This is a genomic window from Streptomyces sp. x-80 (assembly GCF_046549095.1).
Classification (GTDB): Bacteria; Actinomycetota; Actinomycetes; order Streptomycetales; family Streptomycetaceae; genus Streptomyces; species Streptomyces celluloflavus.
The window spans coordinates 70,247-96,659 of the sequence record NZ_JAJPWM010000015.1 but is presented as its reverse complement, the minus strand read 5'-3'; the positions used below and the strand labels follow the sequence as shown (position 1 = coordinate 96,659).

General features: G+C 71.7%; 22 protein-coding genes. 6 read left to right on the top strand and 16 right to left on the bottom strand.

The features are described from left to right. Nucleotides 1-43 precede the first annotated feature (43 nt). Nucleotides 44-1,561, bottom strand: coding sequence for a DHA2 family efflux MFS transporter permease subunit (locus ACLJWH_RS27765; RefSeq protein WP_411144495.1), 1,518 nt, complete (start codon nucleotides 1,559-1,561; stop codon nucleotides 44-46). After that, nucleotides 1,558-2,922, bottom strand: coding sequence for an amidohydrolase family protein (locus ACLJWH_RS27760; RefSeq protein WP_411144494.1), 1,365 nt, complete (start codon nucleotides 2,920-2,922; stop codon nucleotides 1,558-1,560). Before ACLJWH_RS27760 ends, ACLJWH_RS27765 begins: the two co-directional genes overlap by 4 nt. A gap of 402 nt (nucleotides 2,923-3,324) precedes the next feature. Between ACLJWH_RS27760 and ACLJWH_RS27755 the strand changes: the two genes are divergently transcribed. Next, nucleotides 3,325-3,822 carry a MarR family winged helix-turn-helix transcriptional regulator gene (locus tag ACLJWH_RS27755; RefSeq protein WP_411144493.1) on the top strand — a complete coding sequence of 166 codons (498 nt, stop codon included), beginning with the start codon at nucleotides 3,325-3,327 and terminating at the stop codon, nucleotides 3,820-3,822. Nucleotides 3,823-3,920: 98 nt separating this feature from the next. Here the strand turns inward: ACLJWH_RS27755 and ACLJWH_RS27750 are convergent, their stop codons facing one another. From ACLJWH_RS27750 to ligD, 5 genes are all read right to left on the bottom strand, one after another. Beyond that, nucleotides 3,921-4,250, bottom strand: a complete 330-nt coding sequence (locus ACLJWH_RS27750) for a putative quinol monooxygenase (RefSeq protein ID WP_411144492.1) — start codon at nucleotides 4,248-4,250, stop codon at nucleotides 3,921-3,923. Between the two features lie 287 nt (nucleotides 4,251-4,537). After that, the gene (locus tag ACLJWH_RS27745) at nucleotides 4,538-6,316 is read right to left on the bottom strand and encodes an FG-GAP repeat domain-containing protein (RefSeq protein WP_411144491.1); all 1,779 of its coding nucleotides are present in this window, start codon (nucleotides 6,314-6,316) and stop codon (nucleotides 4,538-4,540) included. Nucleotides 6,317-6,588: 272 nt separating this feature from the next. After that, nucleotides 6,589-7,479, bottom strand: coding sequence for a class I SAM-dependent methyltransferase (locus ACLJWH_RS27740; protein WP_411144490.1), 891 nt, complete (start codon nucleotides 7,477-7,479; stop codon nucleotides 6,589-6,591). 112 nt (nucleotides 7,480-7,591) lie between these two features. Next, nucleotides 7,592-8,452 carry a hypothetical protein gene (locus ACLJWH_RS27735; RefSeq protein WP_411144489.1) on the bottom strand — a complete coding sequence of 287 codons (861 nt, stop codon included), beginning with the start codon at nucleotides 8,450-8,452 and terminating at the stop codon, nucleotides 7,592-7,594. Between the two features lie 200 nt (nucleotides 8,453-8,652). Further along, nucleotides 8,653-9,699, bottom strand: coding sequence for a non-homologous end-joining DNA ligase (gene ligD, locus ACLJWH_RS27730; protein ID WP_411144488.1), 1,047 nt, complete (start codon nucleotides 9,697-9,699; stop codon nucleotides 8,653-8,655). 122 nt (nucleotides 9,700-9,821) lie between these two features. Here ligD and ACLJWH_RS27725 point away from each other — a divergent pair, with 122 nt between their 5' ends. Then, entirely contained in the window at nucleotides 9,822-10,883 is a 1,062-nt protein-coding gene (locus ACLJWH_RS27725) for an ATP-dependent DNA ligase (RefSeq protein WP_411144487.1), read from the top strand. A gap of 105 nt (nucleotides 10,884-10,988) precedes the next feature. Here the strand turns inward: ACLJWH_RS27725 and ACLJWH_RS27720 are convergent, their stop codons facing one another. The 4 genes from ACLJWH_RS27720 to ACLJWH_RS27705 form a co-directional block, all read right to left on the bottom strand. Further along, a complete protein-coding gene (locus ACLJWH_RS27720) occupies nucleotides 10,989-11,978 on the bottom strand; it encodes an MASE1 domain-containing protein (protein ID WP_411144608.1) in 990 nt (329 codons plus the stop codon). A 63-nt stretch (nucleotides 11,979-12,041) separates the two neighbouring features. Then, nucleotides 12,042-12,875 (bottom strand): PP2C family protein-serine/threonine phosphatase, encoded by an 834-nt coding sequence (locus tag ACLJWH_RS27715; RefSeq protein ID WP_411144607.1) that lies wholly within the window; start codon nucleotides 12,873-12,875, stop codon nucleotides 12,042-12,044. A gap of 483 nt (nucleotides 12,876-13,358) precedes the next feature. Then, nucleotides 13,359-14,930 (bottom strand): APC family permease, encoded by a 1,572-nt coding sequence (locus ACLJWH_RS27710; RefSeq protein ID WP_411144606.1) that lies wholly within the window; start codon nucleotides 14,928-14,930, stop codon nucleotides 13,359-13,361. A 537-nt stretch (nucleotides 14,931-15,467) separates the two neighbouring features. Beyond that, on the bottom strand, nucleotides 15,468-16,277 hold the full coding sequence (locus ACLJWH_RS27705) for a FadR/GntR family transcriptional regulator (RefSeq protein WP_411144486.1): 810 nt from the start codon (nucleotides 16,275-16,277) through the stop codon (nucleotides 15,468-15,470). Nucleotides 16,278-16,374: 97 nt separating this feature from the next. On the opposite strand from ACLJWH_RS27705, the gene ACLJWH_RS27700 reads away from it, so the two are divergent. Beyond that, complete coding sequence (locus ACLJWH_RS27700; RefSeq protein WP_411144485.1) at nucleotides 16,375-16,647, top strand: hypothetical protein; 273 nt, start codon at nucleotides 16,375-16,377, stop codon at nucleotides 16,645-16,647. Further along, entirely contained in the window at nucleotides 16,647-17,081 is a 435-nt protein-coding gene (locus ACLJWH_RS27695) for an amidohydrolase family protein (protein ID WP_411144484.1), read from the top strand. Before ACLJWH_RS27700 ends, ACLJWH_RS27695 begins: the two co-directional genes overlap by 1 nt. A gap of 69 nt (nucleotides 17,082-17,150) precedes the next feature. Here the strand turns inward: ACLJWH_RS27695 and ACLJWH_RS27690 are convergent, their stop codons facing one another. Next, a complete protein-coding gene (locus ACLJWH_RS27690; protein WP_411144483.1) occupies nucleotides 17,151-17,360 on the bottom strand; it encodes an acyl-CoA carboxylase subunit epsilon in 210 nt (69 codons plus the stop codon). Between the two features lie 352 nt (nucleotides 17,361-17,712). Between ACLJWH_RS27690 and ACLJWH_RS27685 the strand changes: the two genes are divergently transcribed. Next, nucleotides 17,713-18,975: a Dyp-type peroxidase gene (locus ACLJWH_RS27685; RefSeq protein ID WP_411144482.1), complete on the top strand. Its 1,263-nt coding sequence runs from the start codon at nucleotides 17,713-17,715 to the stop codon at nucleotides 18,973-18,975. A gap of 112 nt (nucleotides 18,976-19,087) precedes the next feature. Here ACLJWH_RS27685 and ACLJWH_RS27680 read toward each other — a convergent pair whose 3' ends face one another. The 3 genes from ACLJWH_RS27680 to ACLJWH_RS27670 all read right to left on the bottom strand — a co-directional run bounded on the left by ACLJWH_RS27680 (nucleotide 19,088) and on the right by ACLJWH_RS27670 (nucleotide 23,217). Further along, nucleotides 19,088-20,254 carry a type III polyketide synthase gene (locus ACLJWH_RS27680; protein ID WP_411144481.1) on the bottom strand — a complete coding sequence of 389 codons (1,167 nt, stop codon included), beginning with the start codon at nucleotides 20,252-20,254 and terminating at the stop codon, nucleotides 19,088-19,090. 52 nt (nucleotides 20,255-20,306) lie between these two features. Further along, the gene (locus ACLJWH_RS27675) at nucleotides 20,307-21,512 is read right to left on the bottom strand and encodes a cytochrome P450 (protein WP_411144480.1); all 1,206 of its coding nucleotides are present in this window, start codon (nucleotides 21,510-21,512) and stop codon (nucleotides 20,307-20,309) included. A gap of 970 nt (nucleotides 21,513-22,482) precedes the next feature. Further along, entirely contained in the window at nucleotides 22,483-23,217 is a 735-nt protein-coding gene (locus ACLJWH_RS27670) for a DUF4232 domain-containing protein (RefSeq protein WP_411144479.1), read from the bottom strand. Nucleotides 23,218-24,001: 784 nt separating this feature from the next. Between ACLJWH_RS27670 and ACLJWH_RS27665 the strand changes: the two genes are divergently transcribed. Continuing rightward, on the top strand, nucleotides 24,002-25,195 hold the full coding sequence (locus ACLJWH_RS27665) for a cytochrome P450 (RefSeq protein WP_411144478.1): 1,194 nt from the start codon (nucleotides 24,002-24,004) through the stop codon (nucleotides 25,193-25,195). A gap of 22 nt (nucleotides 25,196-25,217) precedes the next feature. Here ACLJWH_RS27665 and ACLJWH_RS27660 read toward each other — a convergent pair whose 3' ends face one another. Continuing rightward, complete coding sequence (locus ACLJWH_RS27660; protein WP_411144477.1) at nucleotides 25,218-26,402, bottom strand: Gfo/Idh/MocA family protein; 1,185 nt, start codon at nucleotides 26,400-26,402, stop codon at nucleotides 25,218-25,220. Nucleotides 26,403-26,413 lie beyond the last annotated feature (11 nt).

Below are 26,413 nucleotides of genomic sequence, written 5' to 3'. Positions count from 1 at the left end.
GCGCGGATCGCGGCAGGTCCTGCCGCAGCGGGCTGTTCTGTTGCTACACGTCCGACGGGGTCTCCGGTCCGGACGCCATGTCCTTGCCGGAGGCCGTCGTGGGGAGGGGTTTTCTGTGGAGCGCCGGCCAGCCGGGCAGCAGCACGGCGAGCGCGGCGCAGACGAGTGCGGCGTACATGGCGACCGTGTAGGCGGTGGAGAGCCCGGCGACGTACTCGGTGCGGAACACCGGGCTGCCGGCCGGTGCCGACACCTCGCGCGCGACGAGCGTGGCCAGGACCGCGACGCCGAGTGCCTGGCAGACGCGCTGGGTGGCCTGGAGCAGCGCGGTCCCGTCGCCGACCGCTTCATGGGGTACGTCGCTGAGGGCCGTGACCTGGGTGGTCGGCGGGATCGCGCCCGCGCCCGCGCCGGCCAGCAGCAAGGGCCCCACCAGGGCGAGCGGGTCGGGGTCCGAGGCCCGTGCACGCAGCAGCGCGATGCCTCCGGCGAGCAGCAGGAAGCCCGCGGTGAGCGGCAGGCGGGGCCCCCAGCGGTCCCGCACCCGGCCCGCGAGGACACCGGCGATGCCGGAGGCGAGGGCCAGTGGCAGCAGGGCCAGCCCCGCGTCCAGCGCGGAGACGCCCCGGACCACCTGCATGGACAGTGGCAGCAGGAACTGCGTCCCGAAGAAGGGGATCTGGCCGAGGGCGTTGATGACGCTGCCGATGGCGTAGGTGCGGACGCGATAGAGCCGCAGGTGGAGCAGTGGCGCGGCCGAACGGAGCTGGACGACGACGAGTACGGCGAGCGCGAGGGTGCCGGCGGCGAACGCGGCGGGTACTCCGGCGCCGCCGGACGCGGCGGTACGGGAGCCGAGCAGGGACGCGCCCAGCAGCAGTCCGCCGAAGCCCACGCAGACGAGGCCGACGCTGGGCAGGCCGATCCGGCGGGCGGCGGCCACCGGCCGGGGTCCGTCGGGCAGGATGAACCGGCTCCCCAGGAGTACGCCGAGCGCGCCGATCGGCACATTGATGAAGAAGATCCAGCGGAGCAGTCCGGCGTCCACGAAGGCGCCGCCCACCAGCGGTCCCACGGTCGGGGCGAAGACCAGGACGACGCCGAAGACGCCGAAGGCGAGGCCGCGTTTCTCCGCGGGGAAGGTGGTGAACAGCCGGGCGGAGCCCAGCGGCAGCGCGAAGCCGCCGGCGATGCCCTGGACGGCGCGCGCCACGATGAGCAGCGGGAGGGTCGGCGCGAGGCCGCACAGCAGCGAGGCGGCGGCGAAGCAGCCCAGGGAGACCAGATAGACCCGTTTCGTACCGAACCGCTCGCCGAGCGCACCGGCCAGCGGTGTGGCGATGCCCAGTGCCAGCGCGTACGCGCTGACCACCCACTGCACATCGGCGGTGGATGCCGCGTACTCCTGCTGGAGGGAGTGGATGGCGACATTGACGACCGTGACGTCCAGGATCGTCATGAAGGAGCCGACGGCTACCGCGAGCAGCGTCTTCCAGGGTGACGGCCCGCCGCGCGTGGTGGGCGGTGCGCCCCCGGCCACAGGAGGGGCGTCGCGTTTCATCGCGGAGGGTCCACGGGGACGGGTTGCCGCAGCGGTGCGGGACCGTCGTCAGCGGTGAGGGATACGAGCTGTCCGTCCTTGACGACGGTGCGGGCGCGGATGCCGTCCAGGGCGGCGTCGGGCCGCAGCGGGTCTCCGTCGACCACGATCAGGTCGGCGCACCGGCCGGGTTCCAGTACGCCCAGCGTCCGTCCCTGGCCGCAGAGCAGGGCGGCATGGCGGGTGCTCGCCTCGACGACCTGGAGCGGGGTCATACCGGCGGCGAGGAGGTACCGCATCTCCTGGCGCGGCATGCCCGCCGGGACGCCGGGCCGGCCCACCCAGTCGCTGCCCAGGGCGACCCGTCCGCCCGCTTCGAGATACTGCGACAGGACGGTGACCATGAGGTCCTCGATGGCCCGGAGGCCGCCCTCGGGGAAGTCCGGCAGGCCGTCACGGATGTTGATGATTTCGTTGCTGATGGTGGGGACGAGGTAGACGCCGCACTCGACCATGCGGTGCAGCCGCCGGCGCAGGTCGGGGAGCGCGGCCGTGCCGAGGGCGCCGTCGAGGTAGAGCTCGTGGTAGTCCGCCTCGGGCGGCAACGGGAAGAGCATGTGCTCGACGCTGGTGACACCGGCGTCGAGGGCGATGTCCAGTTGGGTGACGTTGTGGACATGGGAGCGGACAGGCAGGCCGTGTGCCCTCGCGCGGCGGACGGCGGCGGCGATCGGCCCGGGGCCGAGCACCGGGAGGTGGCCCGGGGAGCGGTAGTGGAAGTCGAACGGCTCCTGGGCCAGCTTGATGAAGTCGGCGCCGAGCGCGGCCAGTTCGTCGACGGCCGCCTCGGCCTCGGTGGCGGAGGTGACACCGCGGGCGGCGGTGCCGTCGCCGCGGGTGCCCGGATAGCCGCCCGGGGCGGTGAGCGCGGGCCCGGCGGTGAAGACGCGAGCGGCGGCGGGGTGCTCTCCGGCCCGGTGGAGCTGCGGCACCATGTCCGGCCCGCAGCCGGTGTTGCCCACGCCGGTCACCCCGTCCTTGAGGAGCACCCCCAGGACCGCTGGGACGTCCCGGTCGATGTGCGTGTGCGAGTCGATGATGCCCGGCAGGGCGGTCTGCCCGTCACACCGCACGATCCGGGCGGCGTCCGGGATGCGTACGCTCCCGGCCGGCCCGAGAGCCGTGATCCGGCCCGCTTCGACGACGATGACGCCCTGGCGCAACGGCGGCGAGCCCGCGCCGTCGACGACGGTGCAGCCGACGAGTGCGATCGCACCGGGGCCGCCTGCCGGTGGTGTGTCCGGGCCGATCGGGCTCACCGGATTCACCTGATTCACCTGATTCACGAAATCGTCCGCGGACGCGTCCGCTGTGTGACTCATCGAAGCTCTCCCGTCGATCGGTTACCTGCACCGTCGGATACATACACCGAGCACGCGGTACCGGGCGGCATTCGCGCGCCTCATGGCGGTGTCAGTGGTGTGCTGCGGAGGGAATTTCGAGAAATACCGATCTCCGCACGCGGAGCATGCGGAAAGAACACAGATCCAAGATCGCTCACCATGATATTAATGTGTTAACATAGAGGTCGTCAAGGTGTAATTGTGGGGATTTTTCGGACCCCGCGGTACCACTCACCACCGGACCGCCGCTGCCGGGTCACTGGCATCGCGGGGGCCGTTGGGACAGACTTCGATCGAGTGATTGTGCTAGTCGATACGGAGTCGGACAGGCCCGCCCGGTGCGGCGGGGCGGACCGGCGGCAGGGAAGGTGGCGACAGGCCATGGCGCAGGACCCCACACTCCCTCCGAAGTCCGGGGTTTCCGCGGGCGGGGCACACCCCGCATCGGTCAAGCCCCCGCTGATGACCGCCCTCTACCAGACGGGCCGCGCGGTGGACTCCGCGGTCAACGCGGCGTTCGCGCCGATCGGTCTCAGCGCCTCCCAGTGGGCCGTCCTGCGCCTGATCGACGAGCAGCCGGGGATCGCGGGCGCCGAGATCGCCCGCAGGTCCGATGTGAGCCCGGCGGCCGTCACGACCATGCTCGACCGGCTCCAGTCAGCGGGGCTGGTGGAACGGCAGTCGCAGCCCCGTGGCCGCATCGTGGGCGCGTTCCTCACCGAGCACGGGCGCCATCGCATGGGAGAGGGCGACGCCATAGCCCACGAGGTGGAACGGGAGCTCACCCGGCCGCTCGGCCGGGAGGGCCTGACCCGCGTGCTCGACGACCTCAACTCCTTTGTGTCGACGCTCAATTCGCGGGACAAGAAAGAGCCCTGACCGCGTTTCGGGGCAGGCCGGGCGCGGGCCCGCCCCGGCCGTCGACGGGCGGCCGATGCCCGTCGACGGCCGGTTTCCGGCAGGCGCTCGGCCGGGGCTCACGCCTCGCGGGGTGCGAGCTCCGCCATCTCTCCCCAGCCGGTGCCCGGCACCTCGGTGTTGATGATCTCCGGCGTACCGGCGATCACCTCGGGCATCCACGCCATGGCGGTCCGGAAATGGTCGGAGTTCACATGCAGCCCACCGGCCTCGGCCGAGGCGAATGCCTCGACCAGGACGAACTGGTCGGGGTTGTCCACGCTTTTGGACCACTCGAAGAAGACATTGCCCGGCTCCTGGCGGGTGGCCCGGGTGAATTCGTCGACCAGCGAGAGCCAGTCCGCGCTGCGGTCGGGGCGGACGGTGAATTTGACGACAATGAAGATCATGGAATTCTCCTGTTCTCCGGCGGCCGCATCACCGGGGGAAATCCCGGGATGCGTGCCGGTGCGGCGGTCGTGTCCGGCCCGCCCGGCAGCTGCCCCCTGCGCGCATCGGACGGCGCCGAGGGCACAGGGATCCGGCAGCCGCTCCGGCGGGACCGGCACCATCCTGCACGCCACCGGGCCGTACCACGCGCTGCGGCCGGGCCGATTCCGGCCCTGCCGGAAAAACCGGCTGCCGAGCGCCGCGCCGGCGGCCACCCGGAGACGGTGGCCGCCGGCGCGGAGGGGGATCAGTGCAGGCTGGTGTAGGTGTTCCAGCTGTTGCCGATCTTCTGCCGGGGCTTGAACTTGCCGGTGCCGTCGGCGAGGTAGCTGTACAGGTCACCGCGGGAGTCGGTGGCCAGCAGGTCCGCGCGGCCGTCTCCGTCGAGGTCGCCCGAGGCGGCCAGCTGCTTGTACTGGTTCCAGCCGCCGCCGAGGCTCACCCGCGGCTTGAAGGGGGCGGTGGCCACGCCGGTGCCCTCGTACAGGTAGAGCGTGCCGTCGGGGGTGCGGGCGACGATGTCCGTCAGACCGTCGCCGGTGAGGTCGCCGGCGCCGACGATCGCGTTGTAGGCGTTCCACCCGGAACCGATCTTGATCCGGCTCGCGACCCCGTAGCCGGCGCCGTCGCCGCGGTAGAGGTACAGGTTGCCGGCGCCGTCGCGGGCCAGCAGGTCGCCCTTGCCGTCGTTGTCGAGGTCACCGGGGCCGAGCACCATGGTGTAGATGCCCCAGCCGGAGCCGAGGGAGTACGGGCCGGAATCGGTGGCGCGGCTGTAGTTGTAGAGGGTGCCCTGGAAGATGTCCAGCAGATCGCCCCGGCCGTCGTTGTCCAGGGAGGACGCGAAGACGGGCTTCGCCCCCAGCCATCCGCCGTCGCCGCTCGCCTTCTGGCGGGCGCTCAGCTTCCCGTTGTTCTCCGCGTAGTAGTAATAGAGCGTGCCGTGGGTGTCGAGGCCCACCACTTCGGACTTGCCCAGGGAGGGGTTGCCGCCCGCCCCGGCGAAGAGCGAGGCCACGTTCCACTGCGAGCCGCCCGGGACACGGCCGCGCAGCTGCCCGGTGCCGTCGGCGCTGTAGTAGAACAGTTCACCGGCCGGGGTACGGGCGAGGAGGTCGCCGTATCCGTCGCCGTCGACGTCATCGGTGCTCAGCAGCTGGTTGTAGATCCCGTAGCCGTAACCGACCTTCACCCGGGGCTTGAACGGGGCGGCGGCGTTGCCGGTACCCGCGTAGAAGTAGAGGTCACCGGCCGGGGTGCGGGCGTAGAGGTCCCCGTAGCCGTCGCCGTTGGCGTCGTTGACGCCGACGATCTGGTCGTAGACCTGCCAGCCGCCGCCGATCTTGACGCGCGAGGCGAACGGGGACACCAGCCGGCCATTGGAGGGGTAGAGGTACAGCTCGCCGGAGGGCGTACGGGCCAGCAGATCGGTCCGGCCGTTGCCGGTCAGATCACCGGACGCGATGAGCTTGTTGTACTCCTGCCATCCCTTGCCCGACCAGATCGGGGAACTCGCGCCGCTCGTACCGGAGTTCTGGCGGATGCTGAGCGTGCCGGCCGACGACAGGGTCAGGATCGCCGTCCTGCCGCTGCCGTCCGGGTCGCCGATGGGCACGACGTCCTTGAACATCTCATCGGCGTCGCCGGGTATGCGGTACTCCCGGATCGCCGACCCGTCGGACAGCGCCACGTAGTACGCGCCGTCCTGGCCTCGGTAGAGGAGGTCGCCGAACCCGTCCCCGTTGAGGTCGAAGCGTGGCTTGGCCTTGGCGCGGGCCGCCGCGGCGAGCCCCTTCCCGCCCGCCGACGCCCGCTTGGCGGCCCGCGGCGGGAGCGTCAGGGTGGGCTGCCGGACGTCGGGGGTGATGCGCTTGACCTGCCCGTTCGGCGCGGGCGGCCGTGCTTCGGCCGATGCCGGGACGGATATCAGCGCGCCGATGGAGAGCACGAGCGCGGTGCAGGTCGCTATGCGCCGGGCACGACGGGAGCGTGCCCCGCCGAAACGGCCGGGTGCCTTGGAAGACATAGTCCCCCCCAGGGGAAGAGTGAACAGGGCTGGGCGAATTGCAGATGCGCACGACTCACACATGGGCCCAAAGGGCGCACATGGAGGGCGAATAGTGCCCGAGGGAAAGGAGTGTACAACTGGGGCGCCGAAAACGAAGAGGTTTTCGATCACGGTGGGGAGTGCGGAGAGGTGGCCTCCCACGAGCCGCTTCCGGTAGGCGTGTTGCGACGCTCACCGTGTCGTGGCCGGGCCCGGCCACGACACGGTGAGCGGGCCCGGCGCGGGTTCGCTCACGCGCCGCCGGCGCGGTTGCCGGCCGGTGCCGCGGCGAACCGCAACCGGGTGATCAGGGGGCGGTTCGTCCGGAGGAAGGGCAGCGCCGCGGCGTGCGAGGCGGCGTAGCCGAGGAGGCCACGGCCGGCCGGCAGCGGAATGTCACGCAGTTCGGCGACGGCCGGGTGGACGGTTCGCAGGGCCGCCCGCTCGGCCGGGTCCACCCCCCAGGGCATCGGGGGAAGGCGGTGGCCGCCCGGCCCCTGCCCGCCGGCCCTGGTGCGGGCACTGAACCGGCGCGACACCGTGTCGAACACCATCGTGCCGCCGGGGAAGTTCTCGGCGCAGGCGGCGATCAGCTGATGGGCCTGTGCCGGTTGCAGATACATCAGCAGCCCCTGCGCGGTCACCAGGACACCACGCGAGGCGTCGATCCCGTCCATCCACCGGCGGTCGCGGATGTCGCAGGCGACCGGGCGCTGCCGCGCACCGTGCGGCAGTACGCGCAGGCGCAGTTCCAGCGGGTCGGCCAGATCGACCGTGACCCATCGCACCCGGCCGTTGTCCACCCGCCAGAACTGCGTCTCCATGCCTTCACCGAGAGCGATCACGGTCCCGTCCGGGTGCGCGGCGAGGAACTCCCTCACCACACCGTCGAATCCGAGCGCCCGGAGCGCGATGGCCTGGGCGACCCACGGCCGGGCGGCGCCGAGCCGGGCACGGAAGGGAAAGTCCAGCTCCCGCACCAGCCGCACCGCCCGGGGATCGGGCAGCACCGTGTCCGGGCGGGCGGCCTCCGCCGCCCGGTGGTACACGGTCCACAGGGCCGTCTCCGGAACTCCCGTGAGATCCGGCCTCGGTTGGTCTTCGCCTCGCACCAGTTCCTCCACCGCACGGTAGGCGGGCATGCGGCGCATATCCGCCCGGGTCGTCGTCGCGGCACCGGCCGGCCGCGAACGTCACGCAGCCGATCGACCACGATACGCACGCCGGAGCGGAGAGCCGCCGAGGCAGTAACGATCAGGAGCTGAGGTGGTATTGGGCCCAGGGCTGCTGGGACGGGAGGGGGTCCTCGTGCGGGGGACCGAAGTTGCCCCAGGGAGCGAGCGTGGCGTCCCACTCGGGGACGAAATGGGTCACGTCCGGGACGGCCTCCCCCACCGGCCCGGTGGCGACATGCCAGGTGGACGGCACCGCGTACGCGGGCGGCTGGGTGTTCCACGCCACCGTCTGCTGTACGGGGACCGCGTACTCGGATTCGGGTGCCTCGCCGTGGCCCCGGCGGTGGCGTCCGCCGTAGGTCTCCCCGCCCGGTGTGGGGGCGCCGTGGAACCGGCCCTGGGCCGAGAGCTGTTGTGCGCGGGCGACCAGGCGGGTGAGGTCGAGTCCCAGTTCGGTGGCGAGTTCCCGCAGGTCCACTCCGGTCTGCCAGCTGCCGATGAGCACGGCGTCCACCGCCGCCGACCAGCCCGGTTCCTGTGGTGCGCCCGAGGTGTCGCGAGGCGGTCCTGCGGGGCTGGTTCCGGCAGCGGCGGAGTAAGCGGGGGAGGCCGCGCCGGGCGGGGTGTCGGAGGCCGCGTTCGCGAGGTCCGGCTCCTGGGGCGGTGTGACGGGGGCGGCGGCGAGCAGTTCGTCGGCGACTGCGCGGGCGTCGGCCTTGCCCACCGTGCGCCGGGCGATGCGTACCTCCCGCTCGTTCAGCCCGAAGAGGCCGGCCACCGCACCCGCACTGCCCACCGTCACCGCGAACGCGGCCAGCACCCGGGACCGGTCGGCCTGCGCCTCGTCGAGTCTGGCCTGCGCCTCCTTGACCCGCTCGTCTCCCCGGCAGAACGCTTCGGCCAGTACCGCGTTCCGGTCCCACAGCTCTCTAGGCTCCATGCACAGTCAACGCGCCGACGCCACAGACGAATCGCCCTGACACCATGAATTCCCCCAAAGCGCGCATCGGATGGCGAAATTAGAATAAATACACCATCTCATTGAACACGTCGGAGGCATATGGCAAGGCGGCTACGCGGACCGCTGCCCGCCCTACAGGCAGGCCGGCACCACAGGACGGGGGACACTCGGCCGCCGTCTCAGCCGGCCTCCTCGGGCGGGCCACCGGATCCGGTCGAGTCGGCCTTCCGGGCGCGGCTCGGCTGGACCCGGGACGGCTCCCCCGGCATCTTCGGATGGTCGGGCGGATAGGGCATATCACCTAGTCCGCCGTCCTTCTCCTGCCGGTCGGCGAGTTCCAGGACGGATTCCAGACCGAACGCGTGCTCGTCCATGTCTGCGTGGAGGTCGCCGAGTTCCGCGAAGCGCGGCGGGACGGTGCGCAGATCGAAGTCCTCGGGATCGGCCTCGGACAGTTCCGACCAGTGCAGCGGGGTGGAGACCGTCGCCCGGGGGCGGGAGCGCAGGGAGTACGCGGAGGCGATGGTCCGGTCCCGGGCCATCTGGTTGTAGTCCACGAAGACCTTCGCGCCGCGCTCCTCCTTCCACCAGGCCGAGGTCACCAGGCCGGGCATCCGGCGCTCCAGCGCCCGTGCCAGCGCGATCGCGGCCCGCCTGACCTCGGTGAACGTCCAGTGGGGGCGGATCGGGACGTAGACATGCGCCCCGCGGCCGCCGGAGGTCTTCGGCCAGCCGCGCAGCCCGTGGTCCGCGAGCAGCGCGCGCAGTTCGTGGGCGACGCGGACGGCGTCCGCGAAGTCCGTGCCGGGTTGCGGATCGAGGTCGATCCGCAGTTCGTCGGGGTGCTCGGTGTCACCGCGGCGGACCGGCCACGGGTGGAACGTCAGGCAGCCGAGGTTGGCCGCCCAGAGCACGGCGGCGGGCTCGGTGGGGCACATCTCGTCGGCGAACCGGCCGCTGGGGAAGGTGATGCGGGCGGTGGGCAGCCACTCGGGCAGCCCCTTGGGGGCCCGCTTCTGGTAGAAGAAATCGCCCGCCACCCCGTCCGGGAAGCGCTGCATGGTGGTGGGACGGTCGCGCAGCCCGCGCAGCACGCCGTCCACGACCGCCAGGTAGTACTGCGCGACGTCCAGCTTGGTGAAGCCGCGCTCCGGGTAGTACGTCTTGTCGGGATGCGACACCCGCACCGTGCGCCCGGCGACCTCCAGCTCAACAGCTCCGGCCATGCCTCCACGCTAGATTCCGGACGGCTGAACCGCGCGCCGGAGGCGGCGGGCGCCGTGCCGGGCGGGGCGGGTGCGGGCTCCCCGGCGCGCGGGAAGGCCGTGCGGCCCGCAGGATCGGGACCATGGACCTGCCTGTCATGCCCCCGGTCTCCCCCATGCTCGCGAAGCCGGTGGCCGAGATCCCCGACGGCATGCAGTACGAGGCCAAATGGGACGGCTTCCGCGTCATCGTCTTCCGCGACGGCGACGACATCGAGATCGCCAGCCGTACGACGAAGTCGCTGACCCGGTACTTCCCCGAGGTGAGCGCCGCCGTACGGGCCGAGCTGCCGCCACGCTGTGTCGTCGACGGCGAGATCGTCATCGCGCACGACGGGCGGCTGCACTTCGAGGAGTTGCTGGAACGCATCCATCCGGCGGACTCGCGGGTCCGTACGCTCGCCGGCCGGACGCCCGCCTCGCTCATCGCCTTCGACCTGCTGGCCCTCGGGACCGCGTCCCTGCTGGACGACCCGCAGACGGCCCGGCGGGAGGCCCTGGTGGACGCCCTGCGGCCGGCCCGGCCACCGGTGTACACCGCGCCCGCCACCACGGACCGAGAGCTGGCGCGTACCTGGTTCACGCAGTTCGAAGGGGCCGGCCTGGACGGGGTGATCGCCAAGCCGCCGGGGCTGCCGTACCGGCCGGGCGAGCGCGTGATGTTCAAGGTGAAGCACGCGCGCACCGCCGACTGTGTCGTCGCGGGCTACCGGCTGCACAAGAGCGGGCCGGTGGTCGGCTCCCTGTTGCTGGGCCTGTACGACGGCGCCGGGCGGATGCAGCATGTCGGGGTGTGCGCCTCGTTCCCCATGGCCAGACGGCGCGGGCTGATCGAGGAGCTGGCCCCGCTGCGGATGGCCGATGCCACGGGTCATCCCTGGGCGGACTGGGCCGACGAAGCGGCACACGCCTCCGCACGGATGCCCGGTGGGCCCAGCCGGTGGAGCGGCGGCAAGGACCTGTCCTGGGTGCCGCTCCGCCCGGAGTGGGTGTGCGAGGTCGCGTACGACCACATGGAGGGCAGCAGATTCCGGCACACGGCCCAGTTCCGCCGCTGGCGCCCCGACCGCACACCGGAGAGCTGCACCTACACCCAACTGGAGGAGCCGGTCGGCTACGACCTGCGGACGCTGCTGGGCGACTGAGACGCGAAGGCCGCCGGGCGGCGGGGGCGGGCCGGGCCGGCCGTGGTCCCCGGAGTACGACCCCCGGGCCCAGGCAGCCCGGGTGCCGTCATCTCACCCGCCCTCTCACCCGTCCTCGCCGTCCGGTGGCAGCCACCGGCGGCTGCTCTCGCCCGGCGCCAGGCGGTCCACCACTTCGGCCAGTTCCCGGCACGCCTGCTCGATCCTGCGCCGGATGCCGTTCTGCTCGGTGACGACCGCCGCCAGCAGCAGTGCGGTGAGCGCCGCGGACCCGTTCAGGGCCTGGAGATTGACCATGGACTCCAACAGGCTCTGGTGGGCGAACGGTCCGAGGCCACCGGTCGCCGCGATGATCGCCTGTACGGACACGAGCAGTACGCAGGGCGCCGCCCCCACCAGCTGAAAGCGCAGCGCCGCCCACACGATCAGCGGGAAGACGAGGAACAGCAGCGCCAGGGAGCTCCTGGTCGCCAGGACCGAGACAGCGACGGAGGCGGCCAGCAGCGCCGCCGCCTCGGCCCACCGGTAGTGCCGGATGTCCCGGAGCACCCGGGGCGAGCGGAAGGCCAGCAGGACCGGGGCCACCACGAGTACGCCCATCGCGTCGCCCGCCCACCACGCGGCCCAGGTCGGCCAGAATCCGCTCGACGGCAGGGAACCGGTCACCCACAGGCTGCCGCTGCCCAGCGTCGCGCTGACCAGCATCCCGCCCAGGGCGCCGAGGGCCACCAGCATCACCCCGTCGCGCAGCCGGTCCAGTTCGACGCGGAAGCCCACCCGGCGGAGCATCAGGTAGGCGCACACCGGGGCGAGGGTGTTCCCCACGACGATGCCGAAGTCGGCGGCGTGCAGCGGGCTGAGCGTCGCGACGACGAGGAACGTGCCGAGTGTGATACCCGGCCAGATACGGATGCCGAAGAAGAGCAGGCAGCTCAGCGCGATGCCGGTGGGCGGCCACAGCGGTGTCACCACCGCGCCCGCGATCCGCACTTCCTCCAGCAGACCGCACCACGCGGACGCGTAGTAGACGCCGCTCAGGGCGAGGATCTCCAGGACTGGGGTGGCCGATCGCCGGAACTGCTCGGTGCGCACCACAGCAGTCATCAGACAACGCCCCCGGCCGTGCACCGGCCGCGACACGCGTGCCCGGTCCGTGCTTCACCCGCCGCCGTCCCGTGCCGCGTCGAACCGCAGGACCATGACCGCGGCGTCGTCCGCGTGTCCGGTGCGCTCGGCCACGGTCATCACCTCGGCGGCCACCTCGGCCGGATCGTCGCCCGCTCGGGCGCTCACCAGCCGGGCCACCTGCGCCAGCCCCGCCTCGATCGGGAAGGACGGCCCCTCGACCACACCGTCGGTGAGCAGGACGAACGCTCCCGCGGTGGTGAGCCGGCGCCGGGTGACCGGGTACGCCTCCCCCGGCAGGACGCCGAGCGGCAGCCCGCCCGCGTCCTCGGCGAGGCCGTACCGGCCGTCGGTCGTGGCCCAGATCCCGGGTACGTGACCGGCGCGAGCGCTGGCGAGTTCCCAGGTGTCCGGGTCGAAACGGAGGAAGGTACAGGTCGCGAAGAGTCCGGAGTCGACGGAGAGAAGCAGGTCGTTGGCCCGGTTCAGCACCTCCCCCGGGTCGCCGGCACCGGCGGCCACCGCGCGCAGGCCGATGCGGATCTGTCCCATGAAGGCGGCCGCCTCGACGTCGTGGCCCTGTACGTCGCCGACGGAGAAGGCCAGTGCGCCGTCGGCCAGGGGGAACCCGTCGAACCAGTCGCCGCCGATGTCCAGGCCGTGGCGGGCGGGTGCGTACGTGGCCGCGGTCCGCAGCCCCGGCACTTCCGGCAACGCGGCGGGCAGCATCTCGCGCTGGAGCACCTCGGCCAGCTCCACCCGGGCCTGCTGGAGCTCGGCCCCTCGCCGCACCTGGGCGGTGAGCCGCCCGAGCGTGGTCAGCAGGTCGTCGGCGCTCGCCGATCTCCAGGGACGACGCCGGGACATGGACCGCTCCAGGGTGCGTCGGGTCATGGGCCACTGCGGGCTGTGCGCCGCGCGGCAGATCCGTTCTGCCCTCCTGACCTGGCCGGATCCTGGCCCGGCCGCGGCCGGACCGGCCCGCACCGGCCGGTTGGCCGAAGCTGGCGGGGCTGCTCCGAGCGGGGCTCCGGCAAGAGCCCTGCATTCATCATATTTCTGCGGTTTGACTTCCGCTTGACGGCAGCGGGCGACGCCGTGGGGGCGGACCGCTGCCCGTCGCGTCCCCCGAACCCCTCGTGGCGGGGCCGCGCCGGCACCGCCCACCTCTCACCTTCCGTAGCCGGACGCCCGGACAGGGACGGCACCCGCCGGGGCGGGCAGCTCGGGTCGCCCGTTCCGCCCCGGCCGGCACGGTCCACGGCGGGACGGGCCGTCGCGTCGATGCGCGCATCCGCACGTCGTTGCGCCGGCCCGGCTCGCTGCGAACGGCATGTCATGGCGGAGCCCTCACACGGCAGCGGTACGGGATGCCGTCAGCTGGCCGACGCCCGACCGCACCGCCCAGCAGAAGATCGCCAGGGCTATGACGGCCACGGCGACCGAGTCGTACGGGGCGGGCAGCCGGCCGGAGCCCTTGAAGGTGCCGAGCCAGGACAGCACGATCAGCGTGGCGAGGTAGACCACCAGCCAGGCGCCGGTGCGCAGTTCGGCGACGAGCGGGCGGATTCCGGTGCCGTCGCGCTCCCCGGCCGGCTGCCCGCCGCCCGCTCCCGGGCGGCGCATGGCCAGGAAGATCAGGAGTCCGGCGAGCACGAGGGGCAGGGCGAGGCGCAGGTTGTGCCAGCCCGACCAGTACACGAATTCGCTCGCGACGGCGAAGCTGAGCGGTGCGATCCAGCGCAGTCCGGGCACCCATCCGGCCGTACCGCCGCCCCCCGGTGCGGCACGGAACACGGCGACGGCGACCGCCGAGGCCGCGTAGATCAGCAGGTACATGTCGCCCATGACGCTGACGATGTCCTGCCAGCCGCCGAAGGGCAGCAGAAAGATCACGATCACGGCGAGGTTGACGGCCAGTGCCCGGCGTGGCACACCGGACCGCTCGTCGACCTTCATGAAGTACCGGGGGATCGTGCCGTTCTTGGCCAGCGCGTAGGTGTGCCGCGCGTCGATCGCCACGCCCACGTACGCCGAGCCTCCCGGTGAGACCGCCGCGTCCGCGTAGAGCAGGCTGGAGAGCCAGTGGAGGTTGAGGATCAGCGCGAGCTGCCCGAACGGTGAGTCGAAGGAGACACCGCGCCAGCCGCCGCCGAGGAGGTGTTCGGGGACGGTGAAGAGGAAGGCCAGTTGCAGGGCCAGGTACATGGCGACGGCCAGGGCGATACCGGTGAGGACCGCCGCCGGGATGGTCCGGCGGGGGTTGCGGGTCTCGCCCGAGAAGTCCAGCGGGGCCTGGAAGCCGTTGACCGAGTAGATGACGCCGCCGCCGGCGAGCGCGGTCAGGCAGGCGGCGTAGCCGTACGGTGCGAACCCCCCGTGGTCCGTCAGACGCCCGGAGTGCCAGCCGGAGGCGATGAGCGCGATCACGGTGATCACCGGTACGGCGATCTTGAACACCGAGACCAGGTTGTTCAGTTGGGCGAACATCCGCACCGCGAACCAGTTCAGCGCCGTCAGCAGAACGCTGAGCCCCACCGCGACGGCCAGCCCGGCGACGGTGAGGGTGTGGCCGTTGTAGATGCCGGGGAGGTAGTGGGCGGCGTACAGCATGATCGCGCTGATCTCGGCCGCGGTGCCGCCGACCGACAGCAGCACCGACCAGCCGATGAGGGTGCCGACGAGGCGTCCGCTGGCGAAGAGCGGCCAGCGGACCGTGCCGCCGCCCTCCGGGCGCGACGCGCCGAGCTCGATCATGACCAGCGCGACGAGTCCGCACAGCAGCCCGGCGCCGAGCCAGGACAGCAGCGCCGCGGGGCCCGCCGTCTGCGCGGCGTATATGGCGGCGAACAGCCAGCCGGAGCCGACGATGTTGGAGAAGCCGATCGCCGTCAGCCCCCAGAACCCCAGGTCCCGGCGCAACCGGCTCTCCTGCGCCCGCACTCCGGACGCACCGGCCCCGTCGGCCTCAGCTGTCCTCTGATGATCCGTCACGAGCACGGCCTCCTCGGTTGATCGCGCCGGCCCGGCGGAGCCACCGCCGCCGCGAGCCCTGCTCCGGATTCTGCCGCTCCGCCGCCGGGCACCGGCACGTCACCGCGCGGCCACGGCCGGCGCGCACGCCCCGGGCAGCGGATCCGCCCCGGGCCGCGGGCCGCGGACGCCCGCGGACCGGCACCTCGCTCCCCGGCCCCCGGCGCACCAGGGCTGGGAGACCGCACAGCGGCCTCGCGCCCCCGGCGCCCGGCCCGGTGGTCATGGCGCCGTTCCGCGGGCCGGTCCGTACAGCGGCACGCGCGAGGCCGTCGCGGCACTCCGCCGCACGAGCTCTCCGTACCCGGCCGCCCGCTCCGGCGGCGATGGCTGATCCCGCATCCCCCACTCATGCGCAGCAGGCTACGGGGCGCCACTGACATTCGGCGGCCCGGCGGGCACACGGCGCCGCCCGGCACCCCGTCATCACGAAGTCGGGTGCTCGCTCTGCCAGTTCACGCTGGTGTTGTGCGCGCGGGTGAGCTCGATCGCTCTGCCGCGGTCCCGGGCGTCGAGCGCGTCCACGAGGGAGACGTGCAGTGCGTGGCGCTCATGGATGTAGTCCGGCAGGGACAGTCCGCTGACCGGCAGGACCGACAGGGTGTGGGACTCGATGATCTCCAGCAGGCTGTCATAGAGCGAGCGCAGCAGGGGGTTGGGGCTGATCGCGGCTATGCGGGCGTGCAGTCCCCAGTTGGCGCGCACGAAGGCGTCGGGATCCGCCGCCTCGGCCGCCGCCCGCATGACGTCCAGTTGCCGGCGGAGGTCGGCGATGTCCGCGGGCGAGGCGTGCCACAGGGCGTCCTCGATCAGCAGGGGGTCGATGGCGTCGCGGATACGGACCGCGTCGGCGACATCGGTCTGCCGGGCGTCGAGTGCGAGGACGGAGTTGCCGAGCCGGACCATCGGGGACTGCTCGGCGGCGAAGAGGCCGCCGCCCGGTCCGGGCCGGACGGTCACCACACCGCGGGACTGGAGGAGGCGCAGCGCCTCGTTGAACGTACCGACCGAGACCTGGCACATGGCCCGCAGTTCGTCCTTGGTGCCGAGGCGGGCACCGGCCTCGGCCGCGCCGGCCAGGGCGGCGATCCGGTCGGCCGCCGCTTCGGCGCGGCGGGGAACGGTGGACCGTTCGGCATCGGCCGGGACCCGCGCACGCCGGATCGCGGACGCGGCACGGCGCTCACGGGTCCCCGCCTGCCGCGGTGCGGCTCCGTCGCCCTGTGCGGTGGCCAATGCGCGCTCCGATCTCCGTGAATTCATCATGATGATATCAGCGAGCGCCTCTTGACGTCGCTGCGGACGAGGAAGCAACATCCCCATAATCATCATGATGATTCGAGCGCACGGGCCGCCGTTCCGGCACTCCCCCGCCGCCCGCACCGGAGGTGCCGTACCGCCGCGCGAGAGCCCCCGGGAATCCGCAGCACCACGGAGGGAACCGCAGACGACCAGCACCAGCACCGCCGAGCCGACGCCGCTGGTCGATGCGCACGCGCATTTCGTGACACCCCACTACGTCGACGCGGCGCGGGCCGCCGGGCACCGGCTGCCCGACGGCATGCCCGGCTGCCCACCTGGACTGCCGCGGCCCACCTGGAGCTGATGGACCGCTGGGGAGTGGCCGCCTCCTTCCTCTCGGTCTCCTCGCCCGGTACGTATTTCGGCGACGCCGCGGCCGCGCGGGACCTGAGCAGACGCGTCAACGAGGCCGCCGCGGACGCGGTACGGGCGCACCCCGGCCGGTTCGGTCAGGTCGCCGCCCTGCCCCTGCCCGACATCGACGGGTCGCTCCAGGAGCTCGCGTACGCGCTGGACGCTCTCGGCAGCGACGGCGTGGCGATCGAGACCAATGCCGGCGGCGTCCACCTCGGCGACGAGCGCTTCACACCGTCTACGCCGAACTCGACCGCCGCCGTGCCGTCGTCTTCGTCCACCCCACCTCACCACCGTGCTTCGAAGCGGTCTCGCTCGGCCGGCCGCGGCCCCTGCTGGAGTTCGCGGGCGCGGCCGTACCCGGCCGCCGTCAGGTGTCCGTGACGATGCCCGCGTAGACGGCCGATCTCCGGACGCGCAAGGCGCCGTTGCACCGGCCGGTCCGGGGCGGCGTCAGCGGCAGGACCAGCAGCCCGACCAGCAGGCGCAGCGGGCGACATGACGGATCCGGCGCCGGTTGGCGGTGTGGTGAGGGGCCGCCTCGGGGGCGGGGGCGAAGTGGGCGCAGAGGATGACCGCGATCGCGGCGAGTTCCTCCGGCTCGGCATGGCCCTTTTCGACGCGCAGTTGGACGTCACCAGGGACGTCACCGGGGGTGTTCATTCGGGGTTCCAGGTGCTTGACGGCCCGCCACCGTGTGTGCCGGGCACCCGAGCACCGCACTGCCTCGCGCTCGGGCCGTTCACCTCATCAGGCTAGTCGTGCGGTACGACGGTGTCGCGCCGGGAGCCCGTCCCACTGGGCCATCCGTGACCAGGCCCGGTGTGCGCCCCGTCGTGCGCCCGGCGCATCAGGTCAAGGGGCCGATCGGGCGAGCGGTTGACGCGCCCACGCGTGATAGTCGGGCGCCGGACCGTGTTGATCCCGGCCATCGCGCCCCCGCCGGAGACCATCGCACAGCCATGCACAGGCAGACGGGTGCCGGACGACACGAACGCTAAGGATGGCGGGACGAATGACAAGTGATCGAACCGGCGACGGCCGGTCGGAGGGCGGACGCCGCGGGTTTCTCAAGTGCGCGGCGGGGCTAGCAGGAGTGGCGGCCGCCGGGGGCGTCGCCGGACAGACACCGGCGTACGCGGCAGGAGCGGCGCTGACCCGCGGCTCGAACCCGGGGGGCAGAGCGATCCCACCGGACAGCATCCCGTTCCACGGCCGCTATCAGTCCGGCATCGTGACCGAGCAGCAGGTCCACACCGGGATCGTCTCCTTCGACGTACTGGCGGATGACCGCGGAGAACTCATCGACCTGTTCAGGACGATCACCGAGCGGGCCCGCGTGCTCGTCCACGGGCTGACGCCGAAGGACAGGACGGTCGCCGCGCTGCCGGCCACTCCCAACTCGCTCACCCTCACGCTGGGCGTGGGGGCATCGCTCTTCGACGACCGGTACGGTCTCGCCCCGCGGCGGCCCAGATGCCTGCGGGAGATGCCGTCGTTCCCCAACGACGACCTGGATCCGGAGCGCTGCCACGGCGACCTGTCACTCCAGATCGGCGCGCAGCACCACGATGTCATCGTGCACGTCCTGCACGACCTGGCCCAGCACACCGACGGCATGCTGCAACCGCGCTGGCGGACGGACGGGTTCCTCAACCCGTCGCGGCCCACGGGTGCGCCGCGCACCTTCGTCGGTTTCAAGGACGGGATCAGCAATCCCGACATCAAGTCCGCCGACGTGATGGACCGGCTGATGTGGGTCACACCGTCGTGCGATGAGCCCGACTGGGCGATGGGCGGCTGCTATCAGGTGGTACGCCTCATCCTCATCGACCTCGACTCCTGGGACCAGGTGGACACCAGCGACCAGGAAAAGATCTTCGGGCGCCGCAAGGGCACCGGATCACCCCTGGACGGCGAGAACGAACTGGACAAGCCGGACTACGACTCCGACCCGGACGGCGAGAAGATCCCGCTCGGCGCCCACATCCGGCTCGCCAACCCGCGGACCCCGGAAACGGCGGACTCCCATTTCCTGCGCCGGAGTTACAACTACGACGGCGGGTTCAACTCGGACGGCACGCTGGACGTCGGGCTGCTCTTCTGCGCCTACCAGCAGGACGTGGACCGGCAGTTCGCCCGCGTGCAGTGGAGACTGGTGGACGAGCCGCTGTCCGAGTACGTCACGCCGGTCGGCGGGGGCTACTTCTTCGTGCTGCCCGGGGTGCGGGACCGCGACGACTGGCTGGGTTCCGGACTGCTGTACCGCCGGTACTGATCCCCCTCACCCGCCGACCACGGCTCCGGCCGGTGGCGTGTGGCAGAGCCACACGCCACCGGCCGGAGCGACATCCGGCGCCGTCACCCGGAGGCGGCGCCGCGGCCGGGCCTCACCCGGCCGGTGCGGCCGCCGGTTCGGCGGTGGGCCGGCCGGCGTCCGGGGCACCGGAGGACGACAGGCCGGCGGGGGCGAACCCGACGGATTCGCGCGCCCTGTCGTGGGACGGCGGCGCCCCCGTCCAGCGGCCCAGCACCATCTCCGCGGTGATCCCCGGGCCGAACCCCGCGATCAGGCCGGTACCGGGAGCGGGCACCTGGCCCTCCTCGAAGAGCCGGGCCAGTGCGTCGAAGACCACGGCACTGGCGATATTGCCGCGTTCGGTCAGGGTCGCCCGGCTGAACCTGAAGGTCTCCGGCGGGAGGGACAGGAACCGGGAGAGGTCGTCGAGGATCCGTGGACCACCGGCGTGCACGATGTAGAAGTCCAGGTCGGTGACGTCCCAGCGGTGCTCTTCGGCCAGCGTCCGCAGCGCGGGTGCCAGCATGGCCATCGTGCCGGGCACCCGCTTGTCCAGCAGGAAGTGGAAGCCGGTGTCCCGCACGCTGTAGGAGATCCAGTCCTCCGTGTCCGGCACCAGGTGCGAGCCGTTGCGCTCCAGCTCCATGCCCGTACCGCCCTTGCCGCGTACGACGGCGGCGGCGATGGCGTCGCCGAACAGGCCGTTGGACAGCAGTGACCCCACTCCCAGGTCGGTCGGCTGGTACAGCAGGGAGCAGAACTCGCAGGCCACGATGAGGGCGTTGGCCTCCGGGTAGGCCCGGCAGAAATCGTGCGCCCGGTTGATCGCCGCACCGCCGGCGGCGCAGCCGAGCTGCGCGATCGGCAGCTGCCGGGTGTCGGTGCGGAATCCCAGCGAGTTGATCATCCATGCCGTCATCGACGGCATCATGAAACCCGTGCAGGAGACGTAGATCAGCAGATCGATCTCCTGGGCCGTGACCTCGGCGTGCTCCAGGGCCCGCCGGACCACGTCGGGTACCCGCTCCTTGGCCTCCAGGGTGTACAGGTCATTGCGCTGTTCGAAGCCCGGGTGGCGCAGTGTCTCGTCGATGGGCTGGACGAGATGGCGGGTCTTCACCCCGGTGTTCTCGATCAGCCGCAGCACCAGGCCGAGCTGCTCGTGGTCGGCGTGCAGCGTACGGGCGAGCTCCAGGGTCTCGTCGAGCGTGATGATGTGTTCGGGCACGGCGATGGCCGGTCTGCACAACGTGGTCATGGCTGGCTCCCTCCAAGGATCCAGTCGGTGTACGTCGTCGGTTGGGCCGGGGTCACCATGCGACCGGCAGGGCCGTCGGATAGCGCCAGATCGACCCGGTGTTCCAGTCGATCTCGTCCTCGGGAACCGCGAGCCGCAGATCCGGGAAGCGGTTGAGGAGCGTTCCGATGGCGACCTGGAGTTCCATCCGGGCCAGGTGCGAGCCGAGGCAGTGGTGGGTGCCGTAGCCGAATGCCATGTGGTTGGGGGTGCCGCGTTCGAGGTCCAGTTCGTCGGGCCGCTCGTACATCTGGGGGTCGCGGTTGGCGGCGAGGTAGGACACATGGACCACGTCACCGGCCTGGATGGGCACCCCGTCGATGTCGACGTCCTCGGTGGCCACACGGGCGATGCCCACTCCCTGGCGGAAGGGGATGTAGCGCAGCAGCTCTTCGAGGGCGCGCGGGAGCAGGTCGGGCTCGCTGCGGAGCTTCGCGAGCTGTTCCGGGTGGGTCAGCAGCGTGTGGGTGATGTTGCTGAGCTGGTAGGTGGTGGTGTCGTGTCCGGTGACGAGGAGGACCATGCCGAGGACGGCCAGTTCCTTCTCGTCGAGGAGTTCATCGCCGTCTCGCGCGGTGGCCAGGCCGCTGAGCAGATCGTCGCCGGGATCGCGCCGCCGCTGGGCGGTGAGCTCGCTGAAATATTCGCGCAGCCCCTTCTTGGCCGCGTTGGCCGCGTCCCGGTCGGGGACGCCGACGGCCATCATGGCGATGGCCCAGCTGCGCAGTTGGGCGCGGTCGTCCGCGGGGATGTCCAGCAGTTCGCTGATGGTCCTGAGGGGCAGCCGCGAGGAGAGGAACTGGACGAGGTCGGCGGGGGCGCCGTGCTCGGTCATCTCGTCGAGGAAGCCGTCCACGACGCGCTGCGTGGTGGATCGCTGCCGTTCGACCTGGCGGTTGGTGAAGCCCATGGCCACCAGGCGCCGCAGTCGGTTGTGTTCCGGCGGATCCATGAGGTTGATCGCCTCCACCTGGGCGATCGGGGCGGGTGTCATACGGGGCAGATCACGCCCGATGCCCGCGGCTCGGCTGAACCGGCGGTCGGTGGTGACGAAGCGGACGTCTTCGTATCTGGTCACCAGCCACGCCTCGCCCTCGCCGTGCGGCATGCGGATACGGGCGATCGGCGCCTCGTTCAGCAGCTGCGCCAGCAGCGGGTCGAATTCCAGGCCGTTGGTGTGGGCGAAGGGGCAGTGCCAGACCTTGGTGTCGGGACTCACGGGAATACTCCAAGCTCATGGGGACATGGAGATGTAGACCCCATGGCAGGGGTCGCATGCCCGGCGCGCCGCAAGATCGCCCGAATGGCGTAAGCATCCGCCCCACACGGGTCAGTTCCACGTGCGGAATCCGGGGAGGTATTTCTGAGGCCGTGTGAACGTGTCCAGAGTCCCGACAGGGGGGCGCACGCGGGTCCGGCACGCCGCTCTCCCCGCGGTGCAGGACGGGGGCGGAGCGGTCCACGAGTGCGCCGTCAGCCGCCTTCGGCGCCGCCCGCGACGCCGACCGGGACGACTCGTCGAGGGAGCCCTCACCAGGGAACTCACCCCGTGGCGAGTGCCTCGTACGCGGCGGTGGCGAGCCGTCGGTCGCGGGGGTCGCCGGTGGTCCCGCCGGTCTTCAGGACCTCGGACGCGCGGGCTCGGCGTCGTACCGGGGCAGACAGCCGGCGCCCTGGGGACCGGCCCAGGGGGAGGTCGGCGCCGAGGACCCGGCGAGCTCCGTACGGAAGAAACCGTACGGATGAAGAGGAAACGGAAGAGGGTGCCGAGCGACTGGCCGGTGCTACGGCGTACGACCTCGCCCTGGCGTCCACGCCGTCCGACCTCGCCGACGAGTATTCCGATGGTGACGGATCGGTAGCCGCGCTCCGCGCCGGGCTTCCGCCACCGCGGCCGGACGGCGCGGGCCACAGTGGTTGTCTCCCGGTCGTAGACGGTTATCGGCCGTCAGGTCGTCGTTCCAGGAGGTGAGTCCGGTGGTGTGCTCCCTCGGGTGCCGGACCCGTAGTGCGTCCTTGCCGGGCCCGTAGGTCGTCCTCGCCGGGCCCGGCGAGCTGCGGCCGTGGCAGCTGGGATCCGCGGACGACCCGAAGTCCAATTCGCCTCGCCCGTACGACAGTTGGGCGCACAGCACCGTCATCACCTTGAGGGCGACCGGCCGCCCCGACCGGCCCGCCGACGGACGGCGTCAGCCCAGCGAGCCCGCCTCCACCGTGGTCACCGTGAACCGCCCGCCGCACACCCGCAGTCCGCCGCTGTGCGTGGTCATCGACTCCTTCGAGCCGGGCGGGTAGACGTAGACGAGCTGCGAGCCGGACCAGCACGGGGTGTCGGTGACACCCTGGTTGAGCGTGTGCAGCAGGACGTGCGCGCTCTGCCCCGGCTTCAGCCGCACGACCTGGCCGGCGGCGCCTTCCCGGGAGGCGGGCACCCCTATGGTCGAGCCGTCACGCAGCATCAGCGAGACGCCGGGGTAGCCGCGCAGCGAACATGCCGTCTTCCCCTTGTTGGTGAACACGAGGGGGTAGTGGATGTTGCCCGCGCCGATGTCGGAGGCGCCGAGGCGCAGCGACATGTTGGCGGCGGTACAGCGGTCCGACGCCGACATCGGCGAGGTGTTCGCCTGTCCGGCGCTCACGGCCTTTCCGCCGGGCGCACCGTTGGCGGGCTGCGCCTTGCCGTCGGAGGTGCCGGACGTCCCGGAAGCGCCCGATGCGGCTGGGGATTGCGCCGTGCCGCCGGTCGACTGCGAGCCGTTGCCGGTGTCTCCCGCTCCGGTCGTGACGCGCGTGGCGGCCGACGAGGGGCCGGACGCACTGCCCGTCCCATCCTGGCAGGCGGTCAGCGTGAGCGCGGCGACGGCGATCAGCGATCCAGCGGCGACACGACGGCCGTGGCCGAAGGTCTTGATCGTGAGCGACATGGGTCTCCCCCTCGTCAGGTGAGTGCTTACCCTCGTGCTGTGGGTGCGAACGGTCTTTCCGTCGCTCTTCCAGAGTGGCCCCGGGTACTGCCGGTCCGCTAACGAGGCGCTAACGCACCACTAATGAAGCGCCCCGGCCCGGCCCCCGCGCCGCTCGGCGGGGCCTCGGCGCCGCTCTCTCCGCCACCGTTCCGGATGACCGGAGCGGCACGCGGCGGCGCCACACCGAAGGCGACGAAGCCGGGGGCGAGCACGCGCGCAAGCCTAGGCCGACCGGGCCCGACACCAGGCTGATGCAGCCACCCTGACCACGGCGCGATACCCAAGCGACACCACGAAGCACCGATATGGCGTCGATGTGGCACCTACACGGCGTCGATATGGTGCGCACAAGGATCGACGCGAGCCTTCACTGCCCCCACCACCCCGCCGAGCACGCACCAAGCATCACCCTGGACGGGCACCGCCGGCAGCCGCCCGGCCACACGGCCGCACGGCCACCGTCGGGCGCTCCGACCGACGACACATCCGGCACCTCGCGCGACCGGGGCTCGCCCGTACCGCCCAAGCGGTCGTTCAGGGCGACTTGAGCATGCGCCGATGCACGACTCCGACGGATCGAACCCACCGTCCGTCGATCGGGCGGTGCCGCCGAACCCGGCAGCCCGACGACCCGCCACATCACCCACGGACGCCACACCCGCCGAACCACCGGGGGTTGCCATGGCGCCACATTGGCGCCATAGCGGCATCACCGAATCATCCGCAGGGAAGGGGAAGTTCGATGACCATCCTCGCCGACCAGTGGGGCATCCACCCGCAGCACTTCTGGCTGCGCGGGCGCCGGCCGGAACAGCCCATACATTTCGACGAGAAACTGGGCATGTGGCACGTCTACGGTTATCCGGAGGCGCTCGAAGTCCTCGGCGATCCGAAGACCTTCTCGTCCGAGACCGCACGGCTGTTTCCCGTCGAGATCGACAAGTCGGTCTTCGAGGGCAATCTGGTGCAGATGGATCCGCCGCAGCACGGCAAACTGCGCAAGCTCGTCAGCCACGCGTTCACCCCGAAGACCGTCGCCGACCTCGCGCCGCGGATCAGCCGACTCACCCACGAGCTGCTCGATGCGGTGGCGGACCGGGACCGCTTCGAGCTGGTCACCGATCTCGCGTATCCGCTGCCGGTGATCGTCATCGCCGAACTGCTGGGTGTACCGAGCAGTGACCGCGAGCTGTTCAAGGAATGGGCGAACACCTTCTTCGAGAGCACGAACCAGTTCTCGCTGACCGACCACAGCGAAGAACAGGAACGCGACTTCCAGGCCCAGATGGCACAGACCGGAGTTCTACTCGCATACCTCCGCGAACACGCCGCCGAACGCAGGCGGAAGCCGCGGCAGGATCTGCTGACCCAGCTCGTCGAGGCGGAGGTCGACGGCGAACGGCTCACCGACATCCAGGTGGTGAACTTCGCGAGCCTCCTGCTGCTCGCCGGGCACATCACCACCACCATGCTGCTCGGCAACACGGTGCTGTGCCTGGACCTCCACCCGGACGCGGCGGCTCGGGTGCGCGCCGACCGTTCGATGGTGCCGACCGCGATCGAGGAATCCCTGCGGTTCTTCACCCCGTTCGCGCTGACCCACCGGGCCACCACCACCGAGGTGGAGATCGCCGGACAGCGGATCCCCGCGGACCGCGTGCTCGCGGTGTGGGCCGCGGCTGCGAACCGGGACGGGCGCCAGTTCACCCGCCCCGAGGTGTTCGATCCGGCCCGCAACCCCAATCCGCACCTCGCGTTCGGCCGCGGCATCCACTTCTGCCTGGGCGCACCGCTGGCCCGGCTGGAAGGCCGGATCGCGCTGAACATCCTGCTGGACCGCTTTCCCGAGCTGCGTACCCACCCGGACGATCCGCCGGTCTTCATGCCGTCGCCGGACCTGACCGGCCTCAGCGCGCTGCCGCTCCGGACGGGATGACACCCACCGGCCGCTCCCCGGGCTACTCCCCCCGCCGCTGCCCCCGCTCGAAATACGCCCGCAGCTCGTCGTCCAGCGGCGGTACGTCGTAGGGCCGGCCCCCGGCGCGCAGCGAGCGGGTGGCGGCCTCGCCCGCGGCCACGCTCATCCGGGCCGAGACCGGGGAGGTGTCGGTGGCACCGCCCTCGCGGACGAACCGGACGAATTCCCCGATGATCCGGGCGTCGGCACCACCGTGCGAACCGTCCGCTTCCGGCACTCGGTGGTTCGCGTCACCGTCGGGGCGGTAGCCGGACGGGCCGGTGTTCCACACCCGGACGGTGTCGCCGGGGCCGTCACCGAAGTTCTCCAGCCGCCCTTCGGTGCCGATCACGGTGTAGTTGCGCCAGTAGTCGGGGGTGAAGTGACACTGCTGGTACGCGGCGATGACGCCGTTGTCGAGCTGCATGTTCAGCACGGACACGTCCTCGACGTCCACCACGTCGTGCAGATCGCGGCGGGCGGTCGGCGGCCAGTCGAACTCGCGCAGCCAGCCGTCCGGGCGGGGGGTGCCGGGGCCGCGGCGGGGCAGATCACCGTAGACAAGGAGGTCGCCGAACGCGTTGACCCTCCGGGCGTAGCCGCCGGCCAGCAGGTGGATCACGTCGAGGTCGTGCGCGGCTTTCTGGAGGAGCAGGCCGGTGGTCCGCCGGCGGTCCGCGTGCCAGTCCTTGAAGTAGTAGTCGCCGCCGTACGAGACGAAGTGCCGGGTCCACACCGTCCTGGGCTCACCGATGTCCCCGCGGACGATGACGTCGTGCATCAGCCGGATGACGCCCATGTGCCGCATGTTGTGGCCTACGTAGAGGCGCGTGCCGGTCCGGTGAGCGGTACGCAGGATGGTGTCGCAGCTCTCGGCGGTGATCCCGAGCGGCTTTTCGAGGTAGACGGGTTTGCCCGCGCTCAGGGCGTCACAGGCGATCTGTTCATGGGTGTCGTCGGGGGTGGCGATGATGACCGCGTCGACGGTGTCGTCGTCGAGCAGTTCCTGGTAGGCGCCGGTGGCGAGCCGGGCGCCGAACCGCTCGGCTTCCCGGTGGCGTACCTCGGGGTCGAGGTCGGCCACCGCCCCGACCAGGCAGCCGTGGCCGGGCCGGTGGGCCGCGGCCGCCAGGTTGCGGCGCATTCCCAGCCCGATGACACCGATGCTGAGGTCTTCTTCTCCCATGAGGTACCCGC

Bases quoted from the DNA above. Each gene is read 5' to 3' on its own strand.
- ACLJWH_RS27765 (WP_411144495.1), bottom strand. From the start codon at position 1,561: ATGAAACGCGACGCCCCTCCTGTGGCCGGGGGCGCACCGCCCACCACG.
- ACLJWH_RS27760 (WP_411144494.1), bottom strand. From the start codon at position 2,922: ATGAGTCACACAGCGGACGCGTCCGCGGACGATTTCGTGAATCAGGTG.
- ACLJWH_RS27755 (WP_411144493.1), top strand. From the start codon at position 3,325: ATGGCGCAGGACCCCACACTCCCTCCGAAGTCCGGGGTTTCCGCGGGC.
- ACLJWH_RS27750 (WP_411144492.1), bottom strand. From the start codon at position 4,250: ATGATCTTCATTGTCGTCAAATTCACCGTCCGCCCCGACCGCAGCGCG.
- ACLJWH_RS27745 (WP_411144491.1), bottom strand. From the start codon at position 6,316: ATGTCTTCCAAGGCACCCGGCCGTTTCGGCGGGGCACGCTCCCGTCGT.
- ACLJWH_RS27740 (WP_411144490.1), bottom strand. From the start codon at position 7,479: ATGCCCGCCTACCGTGCGGTGGAGGAACTGGTGCGAGGCGAAGACCAA.
- ACLJWH_RS27735 (WP_411144489.1), bottom strand. From the start codon at position 8,452: ATGGAGCCTAGAGAGCTGTGGGACCGGAACGCGGTACTGGCCGAAGCG.
- ligD (WP_411144488.1), bottom strand. From the start codon at position 9,699: ATGGCCGGAGCTGTTGAGCTGGAGGTCGCCGGGCGCACGGTGCGGGTG.
- ACLJWH_RS27725 (WP_411144487.1), top strand. From the start codon at position 9,822: ATGGACCTGCCTGTCATGCCCCCGGTCTCCCCCATGCTCGCGAAGCCG.
- ACLJWH_RS27715 (WP_411144607.1), bottom strand. From the start codon at position 12,875: ATGTCCCGGCGTCGTCCCTGGAGATCGGCGAGCGCCGACGACCTGCTG.
- ACLJWH_RS27700 (WP_411144485.1), top strand. From the start codon at position 16,375: ATGATTCGAGCGCACGGGCCGCCGTTCCGGCACTCCCCCGCCGCCCGC.
- ACLJWH_RS27695 (WP_411144484.1), top strand. From the start codon at position 16,647: ATGGACCGCTGGGGAGTGGCCGCCTCCTTCCTCTCGGTCTCCTCGCCC.
- ACLJWH_RS27690 (WP_411144483.1), bottom strand. From the start codon at position 17,360: ATGAACACCCCCGGTGACGTCCCTGGTGACGTCCAACTGCGCGTCGAA.
- ACLJWH_RS27685 (WP_411144482.1), top strand. From the start codon at position 17,713: ATGACAAGTGATCGAACCGGCGACGGCCGGTCGGAGGGCGGACGCCGC.
- ACLJWH_RS27680 (WP_411144481.1), bottom strand. From the start codon at position 20,254: ATGACCACGTTGTGCAGACCGGCCATCGCCGTGCCCGAACACATCATC.
- ACLJWH_RS27670 (WP_411144479.1), bottom strand. From the start codon at position 23,217: ATGTCGCTCACGATCAAGACCTTCGGCCACGGCCGTCGTGTCGCCGCT.
- ACLJWH_RS27665 (WP_411144478.1), top strand. From the start codon at position 24,002: ATGACCATCCTCGCCGACCAGTGGGGCATCCACCCGCAGCACTTCTGG.
- ACLJWH_RS27660 (WP_411144477.1), bottom strand. From the start codon at position 26,402: ATGGGAGAAGAAGACCTCAGCATCGGTGTCATCGGGCTGGGAATGCGC.